At 68.6% G+C, this 20,139-nt stretch carries 18 protein-coding genes and 1 pseudogene; 9 read left to right on the top strand and 10 right to left on the bottom strand.

Features of this window, described 5'->3' with window-relative positions; genetic code table 11:
* Positions 1-64 precede the first annotated feature (64 nt).
* From ACNQPB_RS08145 to ACNQPB_RS08125, 5 genes and pseudogenes are all read left to right on the top strand, one after another.
* Positions 65-688, top strand: a complete 624-nt coding sequence (locus tag ACNQPB_RS08145; protein WP_498750648.1) for a DUF4232 domain-containing protein — start codon at positions 65-67, stop codon at positions 686-688.
* 42 nt (positions 689-730) lie between these two features.
* A complete protein-coding gene (locus ACNQPB_RS08140; RefSeq protein WP_498750647.1) occupies positions 731-5,701 on the top strand; it encodes an ATP-dependent helicase in 4,971 nt (1,656 codons plus the stop codon).
* A complete protein-coding gene (locus ACNQPB_RS08135; RefSeq protein ID WP_498750646.1) occupies positions 5,694-6,509 on the top strand; it encodes an Fpg/Nei family DNA glycosylase in 816 nt (271 codons plus the stop codon). Before ACNQPB_RS08140 ends, ACNQPB_RS08135 begins: the two co-directional genes overlap by 8 nt.
* A gap of 134 nt (positions 6,510-6,643) precedes the next feature.
* On the top strand, positions 6,644-7,156 hold the full coding sequence (locus ACNQPB_RS08130) for a TM2 domain-containing protein (protein WP_498750644.1): 513 nt from the start codon (positions 6,644-6,646) through the stop codon (positions 7,154-7,156).
* 33 nt (positions 7,157-7,189) lie between these two features.
* Positions 7,190-7,318: pseudogene (locus ACNQPB_RS08125) on the top strand (hypothetical protein); the annotation flags it as partial.
* Here ACNQPB_RS08125 and yczE read toward each other — a convergent pair.
* Positions 7,264-7,914 carry a membrane protein YczE gene (gene yczE / locus ACNQPB_RS08120; protein WP_498750642.1) on the bottom strand — a complete coding sequence of 217 codons (651 nt, stop codon included), beginning with the start codon at positions 7,912-7,914 and terminating at the stop codon, positions 7,264-7,266. The pseudogene ACNQPB_RS08125 and the gene yczE overlap by 55 nt on opposite strands.
* Positions 7,915-7,974: 60 nt before the next feature.
* Here yczE and yczR point away from each other — a divergent pair, with 60 nt between their 5' ends.
* Positions 7,975-9,435 (top strand): MocR-like transcription factor YczR, encoded by a 1,461-nt coding sequence (yczR, locus tag ACNQPB_RS08115; protein WP_498750641.1) that lies wholly within the window; start codon positions 7,975-7,977, stop codon positions 9,433-9,435.
* A gap of 79 nt (positions 9,436-9,514) precedes the next feature.
* Here the strand turns inward: yczR and ACNQPB_RS08110 are convergent, their stop codons facing one another.
* The 3 genes from ACNQPB_RS08110 to ACNQPB_RS08100 all read right to left on the bottom strand — a co-directional run bounded on the left by ACNQPB_RS08110 (position 9,515) and on the right by ACNQPB_RS08100 (position 11,449).
* A complete protein-coding gene (locus ACNQPB_RS08110) occupies positions 9,515-10,207 on the bottom strand; it encodes an SRPBCC family protein (RefSeq protein ID WP_498750640.1) in 693 nt (230 codons plus the stop codon).
* Positions 10,208-10,211: 4 nt separating this feature from the next.
* Positions 10,212-10,832 carry a helix-turn-helix domain-containing protein gene (locus ACNQPB_RS08105; protein ID WP_498750639.1) on the bottom strand — a complete coding sequence of 207 codons (621 nt, stop codon included), beginning with the start codon at positions 10,830-10,832 and terminating at the stop codon, positions 10,212-10,214.
* Between the two features lie 182 nt (positions 10,833-11,014).
* Positions 11,015-11,449 carry a VOC family protein gene (locus tag ACNQPB_RS08100; protein WP_498750638.1) on the bottom strand — a complete coding sequence of 145 codons (435 nt, stop codon included), beginning with the start codon at positions 11,447-11,449 and terminating at the stop codon, positions 11,015-11,017.
* Positions 11,450-11,546: 97 nt separating this feature from the next.
* Here ACNQPB_RS08100 and ACNQPB_RS08095 point away from each other — a divergent pair, with 97 nt between their 5' ends.
* The gene (locus ACNQPB_RS08095; RefSeq protein WP_498750733.1) at positions 11,547-12,476 is read left to right on the top strand and encodes an RluA family pseudouridine synthase; all 930 of its coding nucleotides are present in this window, start codon (positions 11,547-11,549) and stop codon (positions 12,474-12,476) included.
* A gap of 254 nt (positions 12,477-12,730) precedes the next feature.
* Complete coding sequence (locus ACNQPB_RS08090) at positions 12,731-13,168, top strand: SRPBCC family protein (RefSeq protein ID WP_498750636.1); 438 nt, start codon at positions 12,731-12,733, stop codon at positions 13,166-13,168.
* Between the two features lie 34 nt (positions 13,169-13,202).
* Here ACNQPB_RS08090 and ACNQPB_RS08085 read toward each other — a convergent pair whose 3' ends face one another.
* The 3 genes from ACNQPB_RS08085 to ACNQPB_RS08075 form a co-directional block, all read right to left on the bottom strand.
* Entirely contained in the window at positions 13,203-13,634 is a 432-nt protein-coding gene (locus ACNQPB_RS08085) for an ester cyclase (RefSeq protein WP_498750635.1), read from the bottom strand.
* 104 nt (positions 13,635-13,738) lie between these two features.
* Positions 13,739-14,347 carry a class I SAM-dependent DNA methyltransferase gene (locus ACNQPB_RS08080; RefSeq protein WP_498750633.1) on the bottom strand — a complete coding sequence of 203 codons (609 nt, stop codon included), beginning with the start codon at positions 14,345-14,347 and terminating at the stop codon, positions 13,739-13,741.
* Between the two features lie 17 nt (positions 14,348-14,364).
* Entirely contained in the window at positions 14,365-14,889 is a 525-nt protein-coding gene (locus ACNQPB_RS08075) for an O-acetyl-ADP-ribose deacetylase (protein ID WP_498750631.1), read from the bottom strand.
* A 50-nt stretch (positions 14,890-14,939) separates the two neighbouring features.
* Between ACNQPB_RS08075 and ACNQPB_RS08070 the strand changes: the two genes are divergently transcribed.
* Complete coding sequence (locus tag ACNQPB_RS08070) at positions 14,940-15,569, top strand: DedA family protein (RefSeq protein WP_498750629.1); 630 nt, start codon at positions 14,940-14,942, stop codon at positions 15,567-15,569.
* Between the two features lie 86 nt (positions 15,570-15,655).
* Here ACNQPB_RS08070 and ACNQPB_RS08065 read toward each other — a convergent pair whose 3' ends face one another.
* From ACNQPB_RS08065 to ppc, 3 genes are all read right to left on the bottom strand, one after another.
* Positions 15,656-16,771 carry an alanine racemase gene (locus tag ACNQPB_RS08065; protein ID WP_498750628.1) on the bottom strand — a complete coding sequence of 372 codons (1,116 nt, stop codon included), beginning with the start codon at positions 16,769-16,771 and terminating at the stop codon, positions 15,656-15,658.
* A 15-nt stretch (positions 16,772-16,786) separates the two neighbouring features.
* Entirely contained in the window at positions 16,787-17,092 is a 306-nt protein-coding gene (locus ACNQPB_RS08060; protein ID WP_498750627.1) for a hypothetical protein, read from the bottom strand.
* A 231-nt stretch (positions 17,093-17,323) separates the two neighbouring features.
* Complete coding sequence (gene ppc, locus ACNQPB_RS08055) at positions 17,324-20,122, bottom strand: phosphoenolpyruvate carboxylase (RefSeq protein WP_498750626.1); 2,799 nt, start codon at positions 20,120-20,122, stop codon at positions 17,324-17,326.
* Positions 20,123-20,139: the final 17 nt, after the last annotated feature.

The following is a 20,139-nucleotide window of genomic DNA, read 5'->3' as shown; positions in this document are numbered from 1 at the left end:
CCATTTCCATGTCCGCCGCCGTGGCGCGGTTGACTCAGGCAATCGCCACCGCAAGGCTGGGCGCATGACTACTGCGCGCGCCAAAAAGGCCTCCTTCTTCGCGACGGCGGCGGCCTCGCTCCTGCTGCTGGCCGGCTGCGGGCAGGGCCAAAGCGGATCACCGGCCAGCCCGTCGTCGGAAACTCCCAGCGCCTCGCAGAGCCCGTCGGACAGCGGCAGCCCTTCAGGGCCGGCCAGCGCCACGGACTCGGGAACCGCGTCCATGGCGCCCGGGCTGTGCAAGTCCGCTTCCCTCACGGCCAGCCTTGACGCCACGGGCGGCGGCGCCGCGGGCAGCGTCTACCAGAAGCTCATCCTCACCAACTCCGGAACCGAGCCCTGCATCCTCAAGGGCTACCCGGGCGTCTCGCTGGTAACCGGGCCCACCGCCGGTCCGATCGGGGCGCCCGCGGACCGCGACACCTCCAAGGCCCCGGTCGAGCTCGTCCTCAAGCCGGGCGATAAGGGCGTCGCCGTGCTGCGCTACACCCAGGCCGGCCTCTACCCCGGCTGTAAGCACGCCCCGGCAGCGGGTTTCCGGATCTACCCTCCGGAGGACACGGCTTCGGTGTTCGCTGCGCAGCAGCGTGATGCCTGCAGCAACGCCGACGTCAAGCTGCTGACCATCGGCGCATTCCAGGCAAGCTGACTTTCTCCTTTTCTTGTCAGTGCCTTGGGGCATGATGGAGGAATGCAGGAAGAGGAGCCGCGCAACGGGGTAATGGAGGCGTTCAGCCGCGCCACCCGCGAGTGGTTCCTGGGCGCGTTTGCCGCACCGACTCCTGCGCAGGACGGCGCCTGGCGGGCCATTTCCTCCGGCGCCCATGCCCTGGTGGTCGCACCTACCGGTTCGGGCAAGACGCTCGCCGCGTTCCTGTGGGCCCTGGACAAGCTGTTGGCACCGACCAAGCTGCTGGCACCGGGTGTCCCCCATCCGCCGGAGACCAAGGCGGCCAAACGCAAGACCCGCGTCCTCTACATTTCCCCGCTCAAAGCCCTGGGCGTGGACGTCGAACGCAACCTCCGCTCACCCCTCATCGGCATCACGCAGACCGCAAAGCGCCTGGGCCTGCCGGCACCGATCGTGAGCGTCGGCGTCCGTTCCGGGGATACGACGACGGCGGAGCGCCGCGCGCTGCTCAGCCACCCACCGGACATCCTCATCACCACGCCCGAATCCCTGTTCCTGATGCTCACGTCCCGTGCGCGGGAAACGCTCTCGGATGTGGACACCGTGATCGTGGACGAGGTCCACGCCGTGGCCGGGACCAAACGCGGGGCGCACCTTGCGGTGTCCCTGGAACGGCTCGATGCGCTTCTTTCCAAGCCCGCCCAGCGGATCGGGCTGTCCGCCACCGTGGAGCCGCGGGAACTCGTGGCCCAGTTCCTGTCGTCCTCCGCGCCGGTGGAAATCGTGGCCCCGGCGTTCACCAAGAACTGGAAGCTCGCCGTCAGTGTCCCTGTGGAGGACATGTCGGACCTCGCAGGCGCGGCCGGGGCCTTCGACTCGGGGCCGGCGTCGGGCCTGCAGCCGCAGGCGTCCATCTGGCCGCATGTGGAGGAAAAGATCGTTGACCTGGTCCTGTCCAGACAATCCACCATCGTCTTCGCCAACTCGCGGCGGCTGGCCGAACGCCTCACGGCCCGGTTGAACGAAATCCACGCCGAACGCCAGCTCATGCCGGCGGACGTGTTCTCCGAAGGCTTTCCCGATGCCGCCGGTTTCGTCCCGGATTTCGGGGAGCCTGCCTTGGCCGGAGGTGCCGGGACCTCGGGGGCCGCGGCCGGGACGTCCACCGCCACGCCTGCCCACATGATGGCGCAGGCGGGCAGCACCAGGGGCGCCGATCCGGTGCTGGCCCGGGCGCACCACGGCTCCGTGTCCAAGGACCAGCGGGCCATGATCGAGGACGACCTCAAGTCCGGGCGGCTGCGCTGCGTCGTGGCCACCTCGTCCCTGGAGCTTGGCATCGACATGGGGGCCGTGGATCTCGTGATCCAGGTGGAATCGCCGCCGTCGGTGGCCAGCGGGTTGCAGCGGGTGGGCCGTGCGGGGCACCAGGTGGGCGAAATCTCGGAGGGTGTGCTCTTCCCGAAGCACCGTGCGGACCTCGTCCACACCGCGGTCACGGTGGAACGCATGCTCAGCGGGAAAATCGAACGCCTGCACATCCCGGCGAACCCCCTGGACATCCTCGCCCAGCAGACGGTCGCTGCCGCTGCGCTGGGGAGCATCGACGTCGAAGACTGGTTTGCCACGGTGCGGCGTTCGGCACCCTTCGCCACGCTTCCCCGTTCTGCCTTCGAAGCCACGCTGGACTTGCTCTCCGGCCGGTATCCGTCCGATGAATTCGCCGAGCTACGCCCGCGCATTATCTGGGACCGCAATGCCGGCACCATCGAAGGCCGGCCCGGCGCCCAGCGCCTCGCCGTGACCTCGGGCGGCACCATCCCGGACCGCGGGCTCTTCGGCGTCTACATCATCGGCACGGAAAACGAAGGCACCGCCGGTTCCGTAGCCTCCGGTTCCGAGGCCGGGCAGGAGGCGGGAACGGCGTCGAGGGCGCCCAAGGGCGGGCGCCGCGTGGGTGAGCTTGACGAGGAAATGGTCTACGAATCCCGGGTGGGAGACATCTTCGCCCTCGGCGCCACGAGCTGGAAAATCGAGGACATCACCCACGACCGCGTCCTGGTCTCGCCCGCCTTCGGCCAGCCCGGGAAGCTACCGTTCTGGAAGGGCGATTCCCTGGGCCGGCCCGTGGACCTCGGCAGGGCACTCGGCGCCTTCGTCCGCGAACTTTCCGCGTCTGATCCCGCACCTGCGCTGGAGCGCGTCAAGGCCAGCGGCCTGGACGACTTCGCCGCCAGCAACCTGCTCCAGTACCTCCGTGAGCAGCAGCAGGCAACCGAGGTGGTCCCGAGCGACCGCACGCTCGTCGTCGAACGGTTCCACGACGAACTGGGCGACTGGCGGGTGGTGCTGCACAGCCCCTTCGGCATGCCGGTGCACGCTCCCTGGGCACTCGCCGTCGGGCAGCGCCTGCAGCAGCGGTACGGGCTGGACGGTTCAGCGATGGCCGCCGACGACGGCATCGTGCTGCGGGTGCCCATGATGGAGGATGAGCCGCCGGGCGCGGAGTTGTTCCTCTTCGAGCCGGAGGAACTTGAGCAGATCGTGACGGCGGAGGTGGGTGGCAGTGCCCTGTTCGCTTCCCGTTTCCGCGAGTGCGCCGCCCGCGCCTTGCTGCTCCCGCGCCAGAACCCGGCCAAGCGGCAGCCGCTGTGGCAGCAGCGCCAGCGTTCGGCCCAGCTGCTGGATGTGGCGAAGAAATACCCGCAGTTCCCCGTGGTGCTCGAAACGGTGCGGGAGTGCCTGCAGGACGTCTACGACCTCCCGGCACTGAAGGACATTGCGGGCGCGATCGAACGCCGGGAGCTACGCCTGGTACAAACCACCACCCAGCAGCCCTCTCCCTTCGCGAAGTCGCTGCTCTTCGGCTACGTAGCCCAGTACCTCTACGAGGGCGATTCCCCCCTGGCCGAACGGCGGGCCGCCGCCCTTGCACTCGACTCCACCCTGCTGAACGAGCTGCTGGGCCGGGTGGAGCTGCGCGAACTGCTCGACGCCAAGGTCATCGAAAGCACCGAACTGGAGCTGCAGCGCCTTGTTCCGGACCGCCGTGTCCGCGGCATCGAAGGGGTCGCGGACCTGCTGCGCCTGCTCGGACCCCTCGACGCGGAGGAAGTGGCCGCCCGCCTCGAGGACGGCAGCATCACAGAGGCGGCCGGACACCTCGCCGCCCTCCGCAGGGCCAACCGTGCGCTCACCGTGACCCTGGGCGGGGTGGAACGCCATGCGGCCATCGAGGACGCGGCCAGGCTGCGCGACGCCGTCGGGGTCCCGCTGCCCATGGGCGTCCCGCTGGCCTTCATCGAGCCGGTGGCTGATCCCCTCGGCGATCTCGTGTCGCGCTACGCAAGGACCCACGGTCCGTTCACCGCGGAAGAGGCCGCCGCCCGGCTGGGGCTCGGGGCCGCCGTCGTGCGTACCGCGCTGAAGCGGCTCGCTGCCGACGGCCGCGTGGTGGAAGGCGAGTTCCGGCCGCACCCGGTGGCCGAGGCACCTGCAACCAGCAGCGAAGGGGCACCGGAAGCGCCGGAAACCCTGCGGGAGACCCTGCTCCCGCCTCCTGCCAGCGAATGGTGCGATGCGGACGTGCTGCGCAAGCTCCGGCGTCGTTCACTGGCTGCCCTGCGGGCCGAGGTCGAGCCGGTGGAGGCCGCCGCGTACGGGCGGTTCCTGCCCGATTGGCAGAACGTCCGCCAGCCCGGAAGGTCCCCCGCGGGCTCGGCATTGCGCGGACTGGACGGCATCATGACGGCGGTGGACCAGCTCTCCGGGGTGCCGGTTCCGGCGTCGGCGTGGGAGCCGTTGGTGCTGGCAAGCCGCGTGGCCGACTACCAGCCGGCCATGCTGGACGAGCTCATGGCGGCCGGCGAACTGCTTTGGGCCGGCGCCGGTTCGCTGCCGGGCAACGACGGCTGGATCAGCCTGCACGTTGCCGACTCCGCCGAGCTGACGCTGAATCCGGCCCCGGAGTTCGAGCCGGCGGATGCGCAGCTTCGGCTTCTCGGGCACCTGCGCGACGGCGGCGGGGCCTACTTCTTCCGCCAGCTCACCGACGTCGCGGGCGGCATGGATGCCGTGCTCAGCGACGACGCCGTGGTGGCCGCGTTGTGGGACCTCGTGTGGGCTGGCCGGGTCACCGGCGACACCTTCGCACCCGTGCGGGCGCTGATTGCCGGCGGCAGGACCGCCCACAAGCAAGTGGCCCGTCCGCCGCGCGCACGTTCGCTCAGGCTGGGACGGATCGGCCGTGCGCACGGAATCGGCGAGGACACCGGCTTCGGCTCGTCCGGCTTGAGCGGGCGGCGTTACGGCTCGCTTTCCGGCGGTGCCTTTCCCGGCGGCGCGGCGACGCCGCCCCTGGCGGTGGGCCGCTGGTCCGCCCTCCCCGAGCCGGAGCTCGACCCCACCCTGCACGCCCGGGGCACCGCCGAACTCATGCTGGACCGCTACGGCGTGGTCACCCGCGGCTCGGTGATGGCCGAGAACATCCTGGGCGGCTTCGGGCTGATGTACAAGGTGCTGGCCCGGCTGGAGGAAGCCGGGCGCTGCCGCCGCGGGTATTTCATCGAACACCTCGGGGCCGCGCAGTTCGCCGTACCCGCCACCGTGGACCGGCTGCGTTCCTTCGCCGAGGACGCCCGTTCGGAGAAGCAGGAGCCAAGCGCTCTGGCCCTGGCCGCCACCGATCCCGCCAACCCCTACGGCGCGGCACTGCCCTGGCCCGCCCTGCCCGCCGACTCCGCCTCCGGGCACCGCCCCGGCAGGAAGGCGGGGGCGCTGGTAGTGATGGTCGACGGCGCCCTGGCCCTCTACGTGGAACGCGGCGGCAAGACGCTGCTCACCTTCAGCCAGGACGGCGCCGTGCTGGCGGCCGCCGCCGCGGCGCTGGTGGATGTGGTGCGCCGCGGGGCCGTGGACAAACTCATCATGGAAAAGGCCAACGGCCAGGACCTGCTGGGCACGCCCATCGCCGAGGCACTTGCCGCGGCCGGCGCCTACTCCACCCCGAAAGGCCTGAGGATCCGTGCCTGAGGGCGATTCCGTCTGGCGCGCCGCCAAGGAACTGCACCAGGCGTTGGCCGGGAAGGTGCTGCTGTCCTCGGACTTCAGGGTGCCCCGCTTTGCCACCCTGGACCTGTCGGGCTGGACCGTGGAGGAGGTGCTGCCGCGGGGCAAGCACCTGCTGATGCGGGTTCGCGAATCCGGTACCAACGACTGGCGCCGCGCTCTGACCATCCATTCGCACCTGAAGATGGAGGGCAGCTGGCAGGTCTATGCCCCGGGAGGCAAGTGGCGGAAACCCGGCCACACGGCCCGGTGCGTGCTGCGCACGGCCTCGGCCGACGTCGTCGGATTCTCCCTGGGCATCCTGGAAGTCATCAGGACCGAAGAAGAAGACCGGGTCCTGGGGCACCTCGGCCCGGACCTCCTGGGCCCGGACTGGGATGCCGCTGAGGCACTGCGGCGGCTGGAAGCGTCGCCGGAAACACCTATCGGGCTGGCGCTCCTGGACCAAGGGAACGTGGCCGGGATCGGGAACATCTACCGCTGCGAGTCGTGCTTCCTGTCCAGGGTCCATCCGGCTGTTCCGGTGGCTTCAGTGCCTGACCCCGCCGCGATCCTGGCCGATGCCAAGCAACTGCTCGAGGCCAACCTAGGGGCCGGGCCGCGCTCCACGCTGGGTCCGCGGGCGCTGCGTCCTGGCTACTGGGTGTACGGGCGCGAACACCAGCCGTGCCTGCGCTGCCGCACACCGATCCGGCGCGGAACGCTCGGGAAATCCCCCGGTCTGGAGGAACGGACCATCTATTTCTGCCCGAGCTGCCAGCCTGCGCCGTGAGGACATTCCGTGCCCAATAGCGGAAATCCGTCGGCGTCCGTCAAGATGGTGATGGCACATGGATTCTGGGGATGTCTTCGATGGCTGCCGCCCGGTCGCCGTGGCTGCATGATCGTCTCCCGAAAGGCATCACCATGACAACGCCCAATCCCGAGCAGGCCCCGGCACCGGACACGAACCCACAAGAAGGCTACGGGCAGACCGCGGCTTCCCACGCCTCCGGCCAGAATCCCCCGCAGTTTCCGGTCCAGCCGCAGCCACCCTACGGCCAGCCGACGCAGTACCCGACCCAACCGCAGCCTTACGCGCAGCAGCCCCAGTACCCTGGCCAGCCCGGCATGCCCCAGCAGCCTCCATACCAAGCGCAGCGGCCCCAGTACTATGCGCAGCCGGCGATGCCGAACCCGGCCTACGGCTACCCGCAGCCTAAGTCGAAGATTGCTGCTGGCTTGCTTGGGATCTTCCTGGGTGGGCTCGGTATCCACCGCTTCTATTTGGGTTACACCACAATCGGTGTCATTCAGCTGGTCCTGTTCTTCGTTACTGGCGGAATTGCCAGCCTCTGGGGCTTCGTCGAAGGCATCATGATCCTCGCCGGTGCCACTTACTTCCAAAGGGACGCCCAGGGCATCCCGCTCCGCGACTGACGGCGCGATCTTCCCTGCGACAGGCTTCCTTCCGTGCGACGCGGGAATTCCAGGTGCGCCTGGAATTTCCCGCGTCGCAAGGAGGAAATTGCGGCGAAAGACCAGCTTCAGGCACTGACCTCCTCCGGCACGTCCTTCACGGGCACAGTCTTCTCCGGCACAGTCTTCGCAGGCGCAACCTTTTCAGGCACCACGAACAGCGGCAGCAGCAACTGCACCAAAGGCCCGATCGCCAAGGCGTAGACCACGGTGCCCACTCCCACTGAGCCGCCCAGCAGCCAGCCGGAGCCCAGCACCACCACTTCGATCAGCGTGCGGGACAGGCGCACGGACCAGCCGGTGCGCCGGGCAAGGCCGGTCATGAGGCCGTCGCGGGCGCCGGGGCCGAGCCGTGCCCCGATGTAGCAGGCGGAAGCGATGGCGTTGAGCAGCACCGCCCCGGCCAGCATGGCGATTTGGCCGCCAAGATGTGAGAAGGCCGGGATCAGGGCCAGGCCCAGGTCGGCGAAGAGGCCCACCAGCACGGCGTTGGCGAGGGTGCCGAAGCCGGGCATCTGCCGCAGCGGGATCCACAGCAGCAGCACCAGGAAGCTGACGACAACCACCACCGTGCCGATGCTCCAGCCAAGCTTCCCGGCGAGCCCCTGATGGAACACGTCCCAGGGATCCAGGCCGAGGCTTGCCCTGATGAACATGGCCAGGGAGATTCCGTACATCGCAAGGCCGATCAGGAGCTGGGTGATTCTGCGGGTCATCATGGCTCCATCTTTCAGGAGAACTGGCATTGCTTTCCATAGCCAGTTTGAAATACTGGTCTTGTGACCCCCCTATCGAACCCCTCGGGCTCCTTGAGCTCCGCAGCCTTGGCCCGCCTCCTCGGCGCCTGGAACACCGGCGCGTCGGCAGCGTACCGCGAGCTTGCCGACGTCGTGCGCCTGCTGGTGCTGGACGGGCGCATCGCGCTGGACGTCGCCCTGCCCAGTGAACGCGCCCTGGCGCAGACACTCGGGGTCAGCCGCACCACGGTCACCGCCGCGTACACCGGCCTCCGCGAGCAGGGCTTCCTGAGCAGCGGCCAGGGAACCCGGGCCCGCACGCAGCTTCCGCACCGCGTGGCCCCGGCCCAGGCCCCGGGAATCGTGGCCCCGGACGGGGTGCTGGACCTCGCCTACGCTTCACTGCCGGCCACAGGCGAAGTGGTGCACCGGGCCTTCGCGGATGCCCTCACCGAGCTGCCGGCGCTGTTGCCGGGCTTTGGCTACGACCCCATCGGTGTCCCGGTGCTGCGCGAAGCGATCGCCGCGCATTACACGGAAGCGGGCGTTCCGACGTCGGCGTCCCAGATCCTGGTGACCTCCGGCGCGCAGCACGCACTGAACATCATCCTGCGCACGCTCGCCGGCCGGCAGCAGAAGGTGCTCGTGGATCATCCGAGCTACCCGAACGCCCTGGACGCCATCCGGGCCTCGGGATCACGGACAGTTCCGGTGCCGCTGCCCGCCAAAGACGGCTGGGACATCGACGCCATGGTTTCCGCGATGCGGCAGCAGCGCCCGGCCATGGCGTACCTGCTCCCGGACTTCCACAACCCCACCGGGCGCGTGATGTCGGACTTGCAGCGCCGCCGCCTGGTCCGGGAGGCGGCCGGCACCGGGACAGTCCTCGTGGTGGACGAGACCCTGCGTGCGCTGAATCTCGACGGGGTGAGCACCAAACCGCTCGCGGCTTTCAGTCCCGCGGTGGTGTCCATCGGCTCGCTCAGCAAGTCCCATTGGGCAGGCCTGCGGACAGGCTGGATCCGGGCGGAGGAAGGGCTTCTGGCCCGCTTCGTGGCGACCCGGACCACCATGGACCTCGGCGGACCCGTCGTCGAGCAGCTCGCCGCTGCCCGGCTGGTGCGCGACTTCGCCGAACCGCTCGGCGCCCGGCTCGAGGCCCTGCGGGGCAACCGCGAAACCCTGCTTCGATTGCTGGCCGAGCATCTTCCCGATTGGAGCTTCGAACGCCCCCGCGGCGGCCTGACCGTCTGGTGCAGGCTGCCCGCGGCGTCGAGCACGGCCCTGTCGGTCCTGGCGCCCGAGTTCGGGCTGCGGCTGGCCGCGGGACCGCGTTTCGGCGTCGGCGGTTCCTTCGAGCATTTCCTGCGGGTGCCGTTCACCCTCCCGCCGGAGCAGCTCACGACGGCGGTCCTCGCCCTGCGTGCCGCGCAGGATCGCTTGGACGCCGCGCCGCAGCTTCGCCGGACATTGAGGGAACCGGAGGCCGCGGCGATCGCCTAGGCTCCCCGGCGTTACGAGGCCCGCTCTACGTCCTTTCCATGGGCCAAAGAACGTAGAGCGGGCCTCGCATTCTTGATTTCTAGGCGTACACCTTCTCCAGGAACGTGCCCCAGGCCTCGGCGGTGGCTTCGGAGTCGCCGCTGCCGCTGAAATCGTGCACGGTCATGCCCACCGTGGCGCCGAAGGAGTTGCGGCCGAAGAAGCGGTACAAGGTGTCACCGGTGCGCAGGCCAAGGAAGTGCTCGTTGGAGAAATCGAGCTCGCCGCTCAGGTCCCCGACGCCGTCGACGTCCACCTCAACCAGGGAACCCTGCGCCACGCCGTCGACGCCGAGGGCCTTCTTGAGCCGGACGAAACCGTCGGGAGTCTGCGACGCCGCCGGGGCCTGGATGTCGGTGAAGACCACGGGCTTGCCGTCGAAATGCTGCAGGTACTGGCCCAATGTGTGCAGGTAGAAGGCGGTGTGCTTGCTGGCGCCGTCGTACTGTTCGTCCCAGTTGTCCTCGAAGATGCCGCTGTGCACGTAGTGGAGCCTGGCCCCGCCGCCGTCCAGCGGTTCCAGCACGTGCTCCAGCTGGTTGAACCAGCCGTCCGGGCCGTCCATGCGGCTCACCAGGTGGTTCGGGTACTCCTCCACAGTCCTGACCGCGGGCCACTGGTCCGTGGGGAACATCCAGGCGGAGGTGCCGTTGGTGACGGCTTCCCAGACCCGTTCGGGGGTGGCCGGGATTTCGCCGTCGAAGACGATTTCAAAATCGCGCTTTCCAGTCATTGCCTTAGTCCTTTTCCTTGAGTTCCTGGGGAGTCTTGAGTGCGGGGTGAAGGACGACGACGAGCCGGTGCTTGCGTCCGCCGGCCGCGGTTCCGCCGGCCGCGCCGCCGTCGTGGTATTTGTCCACGAGCCGGGTCACCGCGACACCGAGCTCCTCGGCGAAGGCGGCCCGGTCAGCGGCCGTGCGGAAGGTGATTTCGCCGTCGATCGCAAAGCTCGCCAGCTTCTTCTTCGCCGCCGCGGCGCCCGCAATGAGCTTGCCCATCTCCTGCACTGTCCTGCCGGCGAGTGCCAGCAACCAGAACGCGGAGAAACGGTCCGCGAAGCGCCGCGGGTCAGGCGCCACCGAGGCCAGGGCGACCGGCGAGATCAGGTAGGAAGCCGCCGTCGCCCGCAGGATGCGCTCGGTGACGTTGCCCTTCTTCCTCTCCTCCACAAGTTCCACCAGCCCGTGGCCTTCGAGGGCCTTGAGGTGGTAGTTCACCTTCTGCCGTGGCAGGCCCACCTTGGCTGCCAGCTGCGTGGCCGAGGCGGGCTCGACGAGCTCCTGGAGGATGCGGGTGCGGATCGGATCCAGCGACGCTTCCGCGGCGGCGGGGTCCTCGATCACTTCGATGTCCAACATGCGTCCATCATGCCTACCGACAACTTTTTTTGTCAAGAACTTTTTTTCCGTCGGATTCCGACGCCCGTTTAGACGGTTCCCTTCGCACACGACGGCGGCCACCGTCTTGTGGTGCGGGAACCGTCTAAATGGCGGACACCATGCGGGCCCACACAGCCTGGCGGCTCACGCAGCCTGGGGGCTTACAGCGCCTGCGCCACTTCCACGATCAGGCCCTCCGGCCCGCGGATGTATGCCAGCAGGAACACGTCCTCATAGTGCACGAGTTCCCGGATCAGTCCGTAGCCGGCGTCGCGCGCCCGGGCGATGACGGCGTCCACATCCTCCACTTGGTAGCAGACGTGGGTGAAGCCGAAGGAGTTCACCGGCCGGTCCGTCTCCCCCACGGGATCCGGGGAGATGAACCGGGTGAGCTCCAGCTTTGGGCCACCTTCGCCCGGCGGACTCACCATCGCCATGTCCACACGGGTCCCGTCCAGGCCGTTGACCCGGTCAGCCCAGGGCCCGCCGACCTCAGAACGTCCGTCCACCCCGAAGCCCAGGGCTTCGAAGAAAGCAATGGCCTGGTCGAGATTCTGCACGGTGATGCCTACGTGGTCCATTCGGAAAGCAGTCATGCGGCCAGCCTACGCGCGGGCAGGCGGAGCGGGCAGGCTACAGGGCGGCGCGGAACCGGCGAGCGGACCCGGGCCGCCCGCGTAGAATTGTCCGGTGATGCAATCCCCCCTTCCCGTGCGCGACGGCGTGAACGCCACCCGCCTGCGCCTTCCGGACGAAGGGCCGTGGGACACCGCAATGGACTACATGATGCACCGCTGGGGCCATATCGATCCCCGCGGCATCGAGGACCGATTCGACGCCGGCGAGATCGTGGGCGAGGGCGGCGTACCCTTGGACCGGCACACGAGGCTCGATGACCACACTTTCATCTGGTACTACCGCACGCTCCCGCAGGAGACGCCGTTGCCGGTGGAGATCAACATCCTGCACCAGGACGAGCACCTGCTGGTGGTGGACAAGCCGCACTTCCTGCCGACCACTCCGGGCGGCACCTACATCCAGGAAACCGCGCTGGTGCGGCTGCGGAACCAACTGGACCTGCCGGACCTCATCCCGATGCACCGCCTCGACCGGATGACCGCCGGCGTGCTGCTGCTTTCCACCAATCCGGAAACCCGCGGCCGGTATCAGGTGCTGTTCGAAAAACGCCAGGTGCAGAAAGAGTACGAGTGCGTCTCCGCCGCCGAACCCGCGCCGGGACATCCCGCCGTCGGCTTCCCCGCGCTGGTGCGCAACCGGATGGTCAAGTCGCGCGATTACCTGCTTGCCGAGGTGGTTGAGGGCGAGCCGAACACCGAGACGCGCATCGAGCAGATAAGAACGTTCGACGGCGGAGCGGCCGGCCGCCGCGCCCTGTACCGGCTGGAGCCGCACACCGGAAAGACCCACCAGCTGCGCGTGCACATGGCGTCGCTGGGGCTGGGGATCGTGAACGACGCCTTCTACCCGGAACTGCTGGACAAGGCGCCTGACAATTACGACAAGCCGCTGCAGCTTCTGGCCCGCGGCATCCGTTTCGTGGACCCGATCAGCAAGCAGCCGGTGGAGTACCGCAGCCGGCTGGAACTGAGCGAAGCGCTGTAGCCAGGGAAGTCCCTCCGCAAGAGTATTGAATGAAAAGTCAGGGTCCAGCCACGCGCATGCGACGACGACGACGGCGGGAAGCGCCGCACCGCAGGCAGGCTGAGGCAGCCCCGCAGGCAGGCCGCCGCCGCGCCGTGGAAAGCTGACGCGCCGCGCTCGGCCCAGCTGAAACGGCACCTCGCGCAGGCCGCCGTATAGACTCTGTCTCGCCGGCCCGCGGTTGCGGCCGGCAGTCCGTTTGGCAAAGGAATCCAATGGCCCACGCAGAAAACGAAGTCACGATCAACCGCACCGCAGATGATGTCTACGCTTTCCTGGCGGATGGCTTGAACAACAAACTTTGGCGTCCGGCAGTCCGGGAAGTTGCCCTCGCCGGCGGGCAAGCGGGCACCCAGGGCGCCGTGTACTCCCAGACCTTGACGGGTCCCGGAGGCCGCCCGATCGCCGGCGACTATGAGATCACCGCGGCCCAGCCCGGCAAACGCCTCGAATTCCGGGTGACTGCCGGTCCGGCCCGCCCGAGCGGATCCTTCACCCTGGAAGAGAAGGAGGGCCGGACCACGGTGCGCTTCGCGCTGGATCTTCAGCCGAAGGGACTCATGAAGCTGATGGGATCGATGATCACCAAGACCATGGAGTCGGAGGTCGGGCAACTCGACACCCTGAAATCCGTACTTGAGGCGCGCGCCTGAAACGCGCGCCTGAAACACGGGCCGGGCCCGACCGCTACATGCCCGGCATCATCCCCAGCTGGGCCATCATCGCAGCCACGTCAGGATGGGCACTGAACGACGTGATCTTTCCATCCCGTACTGACACAAAATAGGTGCCGCTGCCCTTGACGGTCTTTCCCGTGGCAGGCATTTCCATGCCGCCAAACGCGAGGGGCCCCGTGTTCGTGCCGGTGAATTCGATCTCTGCAGCCACGGCATCCTCGGTCACCACGCGATTGATGCTGCGGACATGCATGTCAGGAAACGCGGTGAACCACGATTCCATGTAGTGCCGCACTTGGTCCGTCGAATGAAGGGCCTCGGGCAGTGTCACGTCCGATAGCGTGAAATCGTCGGCGAACATGCCGGCGAAGTCATCGGCGTTGTGCTGGTCCCAGGCTGCCAGGCCCTGGTCGTCCAGCTTCCGGACGTCTTCGATCAACATCACGTACCTCCCTAAACTCGGCCCCGACAGGGAGAGCCGGGACCCTGTTTTTTGATCTTAAGACGGCGGCGTGACGGCCACAACGAACTACGGAAACTCCGGAATTACCGCCCCGTTCCGGGCAGCCGGTTGACCCGCCGCGCAACGATCGCGCCGTGCGGCCGGTGCCCGGGATCGGTCCTCGAATAGCTCTCGACAACGGTAAATCCGGCGGCCTCAAGAAGGGCGGCAATCCGCTCCTTTGGCCACGAGTATGCGTCCGTCACCGCGTGCGGAAACCGCCGCAGCTCCGCCGATTCGAAGAAGCCAAGGAGCAGCCCGCCGTCGGGAGCGATGGCACGGGCGAACTCCCGCAGCACCGGTGCCAGGTCTTCGGGAGCGAGGTGGATCAGCGAATACCAGGAGAGGATTCCCGCCAGGCGGCCGTCCGGAACGCCGAGGTTCAGCAAGGAGCCAACGCGGAACGGCACGGCGGGAAACCGCGTCCGGGCGTGCGAGATGAACCGGGGCACCAGGTCGATGCCCTCAACCTCGGCCCCATGACCCGCCATGAAGTCCGACCACTGGCCCGGGCCGCACCCCGCATCCAGCACCGGCCCCTTCAGCCCCCTCACCCATTCGCCGACGAGGCGCCGGTCTTCAGGATGCGCTGCATCGATCGAGCCGAAGAGCCCGGCGTACTCGTCAGCGCGTGCCGTGTAGGCGTTACGCACCCGGGAATCCGCGCCCCTCAACCCTCCCGCACTTCCCGAAAGGCCTGCAGCATTGCGCCGCTGAACAGCACAAACTCCACCAGTTCCACCCCGCTGTCCCGGCGCGAGGCGGCAAAGGAGCTGACGGCGTCGAACGCTGTTTCGGCGACCTCGCGCGCATCCCAGCCGTACACGCCGGCGCTGACGGCGGGGAACGCCACGGAAGCAGCGCCGAGCGTCTCGGCAACGGCCAGGCTCTCCCGGAAGCAGGACGCGAGCAGCGCGGGGTCCGTCTGCCCGGCGTGCCGGTTCGGGCCCACGGTGTGGATGACCCAGCGGGCGGGGAGCCGGAATCCGGGGGTCGCGACGGCGGCACCCACCGCCAGCCCGTCCTGCAGTTCCGTGCGCCGAAGTTCCCTGCACGCCGCCAGGAGCTCCGGCCCGGCGGCCCGGTGGATGGCCCCATCCACTCCCCCGCCGCCGAGAAGGGAGGAGTTGGCGGCGTTGACGATCGCGTCCACCGCGCGCGTGGTGATGTCCCCTTGAACCAGTTCAATCCGCATGTCCCCAGTCTTCCACCGCGGGCACCCTTGGAGTGCGGTAATTTGTGCGCATGGACTTGAGCACGGCGGAAGGCTGGGGAGGGGCGATCTACCTGTGGATCATCCCCCTCGTCCTTGGCGACGCCGTGTTCCCGCCTATCCCCTCGGAAATGGCCGTGATCACCGGAGGGGCGCTGGCCGCCGAAGGCACTGTAAACCCGTGGCTGATCGGCCTGCTGGCGGCGGCCGCGTCCTGGTTGGGCGACATCCTGGTGTTCCAGCTCTTCAAGCGCCGCCTCAGCCATGTGCTGGACCGCTGGAAATGGGGCCGCCGGGTACACCGGGGAATCCACGAAGCCATCGCCCGGGCCGGCCGTTCCTCCACCTACGGCGCGATCATCGGCGCCCGTTTCATCCCGGGCGGACGGCTCGCGACGTCGGCCGCCTCCGGGATCGCCGACGTCTCCGCCCGCGGGTTCAGCCTCTGCGCCGCGCTCGGCGGAGTGCTGTGGGCATTCTGGCAGACCGGCCTCGGCTACTTCGCCGGTTCCACCACCAAGCTGCCGTTCTGGGCCAGCTCCCTGATCGGGGTCGGCGTGGGCCTGGTGATCGGCATCGTGGTGGGCGTGGTCGTCACCCGCAAGCGCGGCAACCGCTCCCCCGTGGACGAGCCGCCGGCCCCTCCGGAAACCACGGCCTAGCGAAAACACCCCTGGAAACGCAGAAAACCGGCTCAAACTTCGTCGTGTAACCCACGTTTGGGCGGGTTCTTTCAGCGCCGCAGCTCCTAGAAGGCCGGTTTCCAGACTTCAACGCCGTCCGCCGCCACTGCGACGACCTTGCGCCAGCGGTCGAACACCGAGCACGGGTGCGAAATGCCCAGGTCCACGGTGTCCCCGACCTCGTAGCCGTGGGCGTCATCGACGATCGCGTGGTGGTCGAACAGCTTGGTGAGAGTGGCCGCCGAAACCGCCCCGCCGGAAAGCAGCTCCCCGCCCCGGTGGTGCGCGACGATCACCGGCAGCCCGGCGTCGTACGCCAGCTCGCGCTTGCCGGCATTCAGGATCACGCGGCCCGGCTCCGGGGCGGACACCACCAGCGCGCGGACCACCGCGGCCGCCTGCAGGCCGGGAACCGGAGACACGCCGGCGTACGTGCCGTGGTCGTGCACCACGTAGCAGCCCGAGCGCAGCACGTTCACGGCGCCGTCCGGCAGGAACATCGCGGCGCGGTCCTGGAACGCCGACCCGCCCACCGTGAAGACGGGTTGTTCAACCTGGTAGGAGAGGCTTTCGAAGATGTCGCGCGCCATGCGGCAGTGGGAGTCGACGGCGGCCAGGTTCTCCTCCGTGCGCACGTTCGGCGCGACGCCCTCGTAGGCGCTGACGCCGGCTAGGAGCAGCCCGTCGGCCTCGGAAACCAGCGCCACCAGGGGCCCGGCTTCCTCCGACGTGCGGATGCCGGTGCGGCCGCCGGAAATCCCGACGTCGACCAGCACCCTGAGCGGCCGCCCGGCCCCGCGGAAGACATCCGCCGCCGCGGCCACGCCCGCCGCCGAGTCCACCAGCGCGTAGATTTCCAGCTCCCGGGTCGCGACAAGCATGGAGCGCAGCTGTTCGAGGTGGCCGCGGAACAGCACCTCGTTGGCGATCAGGATCCGGGACGCACCCCACTCAACGGCCTTCGCGGCCTGGGCGGTGGTAGCCACGGTGACGCCCCAACACCCGGGCAGCTGCCGCCGCACGATCTCCGCGGTCATGGTGGTCTTGATGTGCGGAGCCAGCACCATGCCGTGGTCCCGGGTCCAGGCTTCCTTGATGGCGATGTTGCGCTCAATTGCGCCCACATCGAGGAGCATCTGCGGCAGGGTGTCCAGTTTCAGGGCAGGGTCAAGGGCAGTCATGGCGTTCGCTCTTTCTCACACGGGCATCCACTTGCCGCGGCTGCGGCGCAGCACGGACAGGGAACCGGTCAGCGCAACGCGTTCGACGGCGTCGCGCATCATCTCGGCCGAGAGGCGGGCTTCGCTGTTCTCGCCCTGGTAGTCGCGCGCCTCGACGAGGAAGCGCACGACGATCTGCGGAACTCCGCCCACGATGCCCAGCTGATCCGATTCCACATGGTGCCGCGTCTCCAAAGCCTCGATGGCCGAAGCCATGACGGACTCAGGCTCATTGCCCGGCCGGAGCCCGGTGATCTTCAACTTGGCTTGGAAAGACGGCACCCATCAACCCTACAGAAAGGCGAGCAACGCACGAGACGGGCCGCGGACCTCCGGAAAGGAGCGCCTCGCGGTCGATCGCGACGCAAAGGTCGCTCAGCGACCGGCGCGGCGCATATCGGCCGTGTCGAAGCGACGCCGGAGGGCCGTTGCCCGGCGGACGGGACCACGGCGGACGGGACCACGGCGGACGGGACCACGGCGAACCCGGCGCACCGCGTCCGGCCCCGGAAACTACCCCGTGTTCCGCAGGCCCGCGGCCACGCCGTTGACCGTGATGAGCATGGCACGCTGCAGGCGTTCGTCGATTTCAGCCCCGGAGATGGAGGCCTCACGGACGCGGCGCAGCAGCTCCACCTGCAGGTAGCTGATGGGATCGAGGTACTGGTCGCGGATCTCCAGGGACCGCTTCAGGGTGGGCTGGGCTTCGAGGAGCTCGGACTCGCCGGTGAGCCGCTCCACCTCGGCCACGGTGAGCTCGTACTCCGCCCGGATCGCCTTGAACAGGTGGTGCAACTCAGCCGGGACCAGGGAGGAGACGTAGTGGCCGGCGATGTCCATGTCCGTCTTGGCCAGCGTCATCTCCACGTTCGAGATCACGGAGCGGAAGAAGTGCCAGCGGTCCATCATCTCGGACAGTTCGGCGCTGCGGCCGGCGTCGCGGGCAGCCTTCAGGCCGGAGCCCACGCCGAACCAGCCCGGCACGATCTGGCGGGACTGGGTCCAGCCGAACACCCACGGGATGGCGCGCAGGCCGCCCAGCCCGGCGCCGGAATCGGGGCGCTTGGACGGGCGCGAGCCGATGTTCAGCGAACCGAGCTGCTCCACCGGCGTCGAGGCCAGGAAGTAGGCGGGCAGCTCGGGGTCGTCGATCAGGGAGCGGTAGCGGTCGAAGGCGGCGTCGGAGATGGTCTCCATGACTTCGCCGTAGCGTTCACGCTGGTCTTCGGAGGTGCGCGGGGTGCGGTGCAGCGCTGAGCCCTGCATGACGGCGGCCAGCGACAGTTCCAGGTTTTCCCGGGCCAGCTCCGGCAGGGAGTACTTGTCCGAAATGACCTCGCCTTGTTCGGTGAACTTGATGGCGCCTTCGAGGACGCCGTTGGGCTGGGCCATGATGGCGTCGTAGGTGGGTCCGCCGCCGCGGCCAACGGAGCCGCCGCGGCCGTGGAACAGGCGCACGCTCACGCCGTGTTTGGCGGCGACGTCGCGCAGCTTCCGCTGGGTCTTGTGGATCTCCCACTGGCTGGTGATCACGCCGGATTCCTTGTTGGAGTCCGAATAGCCCAGCATGATTTCCTGCACGTCCCCGCGCAGGCGCACCAGTTCCCGGTAGGAGGGGTCGGAGAGGAGCTGGTCCACGATTTCGGCCGAGGCCCGCAGTTCCTCCACGGTTTCCAGCAGCGGCGCGAAGCCGATCTTCGCGTGCGGGGCAGCGCCGAAGAGGTCCACAAGGCCGGCTTCGCGGGCCAGCACCGCGGCAGCAAGCACGTCGTCGGCGCCGCGGGTCATGGAGATGATGTAGGTCTCGACGACGTCCGGCCCGTAGGTCTGCAAGGCGTGGCGGATGCTGCGGAAGACGTCGTACGTGCCGTCAGCGCCGCCGTCGAGCTTGATCGGGTGGCCCGAGAGCGGGCGGCGGGACGCCAGTTCGACGCTCAGGCGCTTGAAGCGCTCTTCCCGGCTGAGCTCCGCGTAGGGACCCTCGGTGCCGAGCCGGTCGATGAGCTGCCCGACGGCGTCGTGATGGTGGTCGGCATGCTCGCGGATGTCGAGGGTGGCCAGGTGCAGGCCGAAGGAGGCGAGGGTGCGGCGGGCGCGGGCCAGGGCACCGTCCGCCACGAGCGACGCGGAGTGCTTCCGGAGGGAGGTTTCCAGCAGTTCGAGTTCGCTGAGCATCTCCGCGGTGGTGGCGTAGTCGCGGCCGGGCTCGTGGTAGCTGCCGGCGGCCACGCGGCGGCCGGTGTTGATCAGCTTGGCTTTGATGCAGGTCAGCTTGAGCCGGTACGGCTCCTGGGCGTTGAGTTCCAGGATCCGCTTGTCCAGGCCGGGAAGGTTCTTGAGGTCGACGGCGATCGAGTCCAGCAGTTCCTGCTCGGCACCCGCCAACGCGGTGGAGTTGGACAGGACGGAGATGAGCTCGTCCACCAGGGAAATGCTGAGGCGCACCGCGTGCTGGTTCTGCAGCTGCAGGATTTCGCGGGTGACGGCGGCGGTGACGTTCGGGTTGCCGTCGCGGTCGCCGCCGATCCAGGAACCGAAGCGCAGCGGGGCACCCTGTGCGGGCAGGCTGACACCGTGCTCGGCCAGCAGTTCGGAGAGGTCCGTGAGCATCTCCGGCATCGCGTCGCTGAGGATGCTGCTGAGGTAGTAGATCGCGTTACGGGCCTCGTCCACCGGGGTGGGGCGGACCTGGCGCAGTTCGTCGGTCTGCCACATCTGGTCGATGATTTCGGAAAGCTGGCGGTCCTGGCGCCGGCGGGCGGAGGTCCCTTCCGCAGTGGGTTCGGCCAGCAGGTCGGAGAGCTTCCGGATCTTGTCCAGCACGGAGCGGCGCGAGGCCTCGGTGGGGTGCGCGGTGAAGATGGGGCGGACATCCAGGCCGTTGACGACGTCCTGGAGCACCCCGGGGCCGGCCTCGCCGGCGATGTCGGCGACGGCCTGGGCCAGCCAGCCGTCCTTTTCCTTGCGGGTGCGCAGCCCGCGGACGCGGTGGACCTGCTCGGCCGCGTTGGCGAGGTGGAAGTAGAAGGCGAAGGCGCGGACCAGTTCGGTGGCTTCGTCCAGCGGCAGGGAGGCGAGCAGTTCGCGGACCTGGGCGACGACGTCGTGCGCGCTCCAGGGACCGGTGGCATCGGCACCGCCGCGGGCGGCTTCCTTGGACTCCTTGGTGAGCAGGCGGACCTGTTCCACGAGGGCCAGCAGCTCCGGGCCGTGCTGGCGGACCAGCGATTCGCCAAGGAGCGTGGAGACCCGGCGGACGTCCGCCCGGAGCTCCGCGGCAAGATCGGCGCTTGAATGTGCAGTGTCAACCATAAGAAAAGTACCTCTGG

It is taken from the genome of Curtobacterium sp. LFS079, assembly GCF_047977865.1.
Taxonomy (GTDB): Bacteria; Actinomycetota; Actinomycetes; order Actinomycetales; family Micrococcaceae; genus Arthrobacter.
Note: the sequence above shows the minus strand (reverse complement) of the source record. Positions and strands in the feature narration are given on the sequence as shown.

Excerpts from the sequence above, each read along its gene's own strand:
- ACNQPB_RS08145 (WP_498750648.1), top strand. The coding sequence starts at position 65 with ATGACTACTGCGCGCGCCAAAAAGGCCTCCTTCTTCGCGACGGCGGCG.
- ACNQPB_RS08140 (WP_498750647.1), top strand. The coding sequence starts at position 731 with ATGCAGGAAGAGGAGCCGCGCAACGGGGTAATGGAGGCGTTCAGCCGC.
- ACNQPB_RS08130 (WP_498750644.1), top strand. The coding sequence starts at position 6,644 with ATGACAACGCCCAATCCCGAGCAGGCCCCGGCACCGGACACGAACCCA.
- yczE (WP_498750642.1), bottom strand. The coding sequence starts at position 7,914 with ATGATGACCCGCAGAATCACCCAGCTCCTGATCGGCCTTGCGATGTAC.
- ACNQPB_RS08110 (WP_498750640.1), bottom strand. The coding sequence starts at position 10,207 with ATGACTGGAAAGCGCGATTTTGAAATCGTCTTCGACGGCGAAATCCCG.
- ACNQPB_RS08105 (WP_498750639.1), bottom strand. The coding sequence starts at position 10,832 with ATGTTGGACATCGAAGTGATCGAGGACCCCGCCGCCGCGGAAGCGTCG.
- ACNQPB_RS08100 (WP_498750638.1), bottom strand. The coding sequence starts at position 11,449 with ATGACTGCTTTCCGAATGGACCACGTAGGCATCACCGTGCAGAATCTC.
- ACNQPB_RS08095 (WP_498750733.1), top strand. The coding sequence starts at position 11,547 with ATGCAATCCCCCCTTCCCGTGCGCGACGGCGTGAACGCCACCCGCCTG.
- ACNQPB_RS08090 (WP_498750636.1), top strand. The coding sequence starts at position 12,731 with ATGGCCCACGCAGAAAACGAAGTCACGATCAACCGCACCGCAGATGAT.
- ACNQPB_RS08085 (WP_498750635.1), bottom strand. The coding sequence starts at position 13,634 with ATGTTGATCGAAGACGTCCGGAAGCTGGACGACCAGGGCCTGGCAGCC.
- ACNQPB_RS08075 (WP_498750631.1), bottom strand. The coding sequence starts at position 14,889 with ATGCGGATTGAACTGGTTCAAGGGGACATCACCACGCGCGCGGTGGAC.
- ACNQPB_RS08070 (WP_498750629.1), top strand. The coding sequence starts at position 14,940 with ATGGACTTGAGCACGGCGGAAGGCTGGGGAGGGGCGATCTACCTGTGG.
- ACNQPB_RS08065 (WP_498750628.1), bottom strand. The coding sequence starts at position 16,771 with ATGACTGCCCTTGACCCTGCCCTGAAACTGGACACCCTGCCGCAGATG.
- ppc (WP_498750626.1), bottom strand. The coding sequence starts at position 20,122 with ATGGTTGACACTGCACATTCAAGCGCCGATCTTGCCGCGGAGCTCCGG.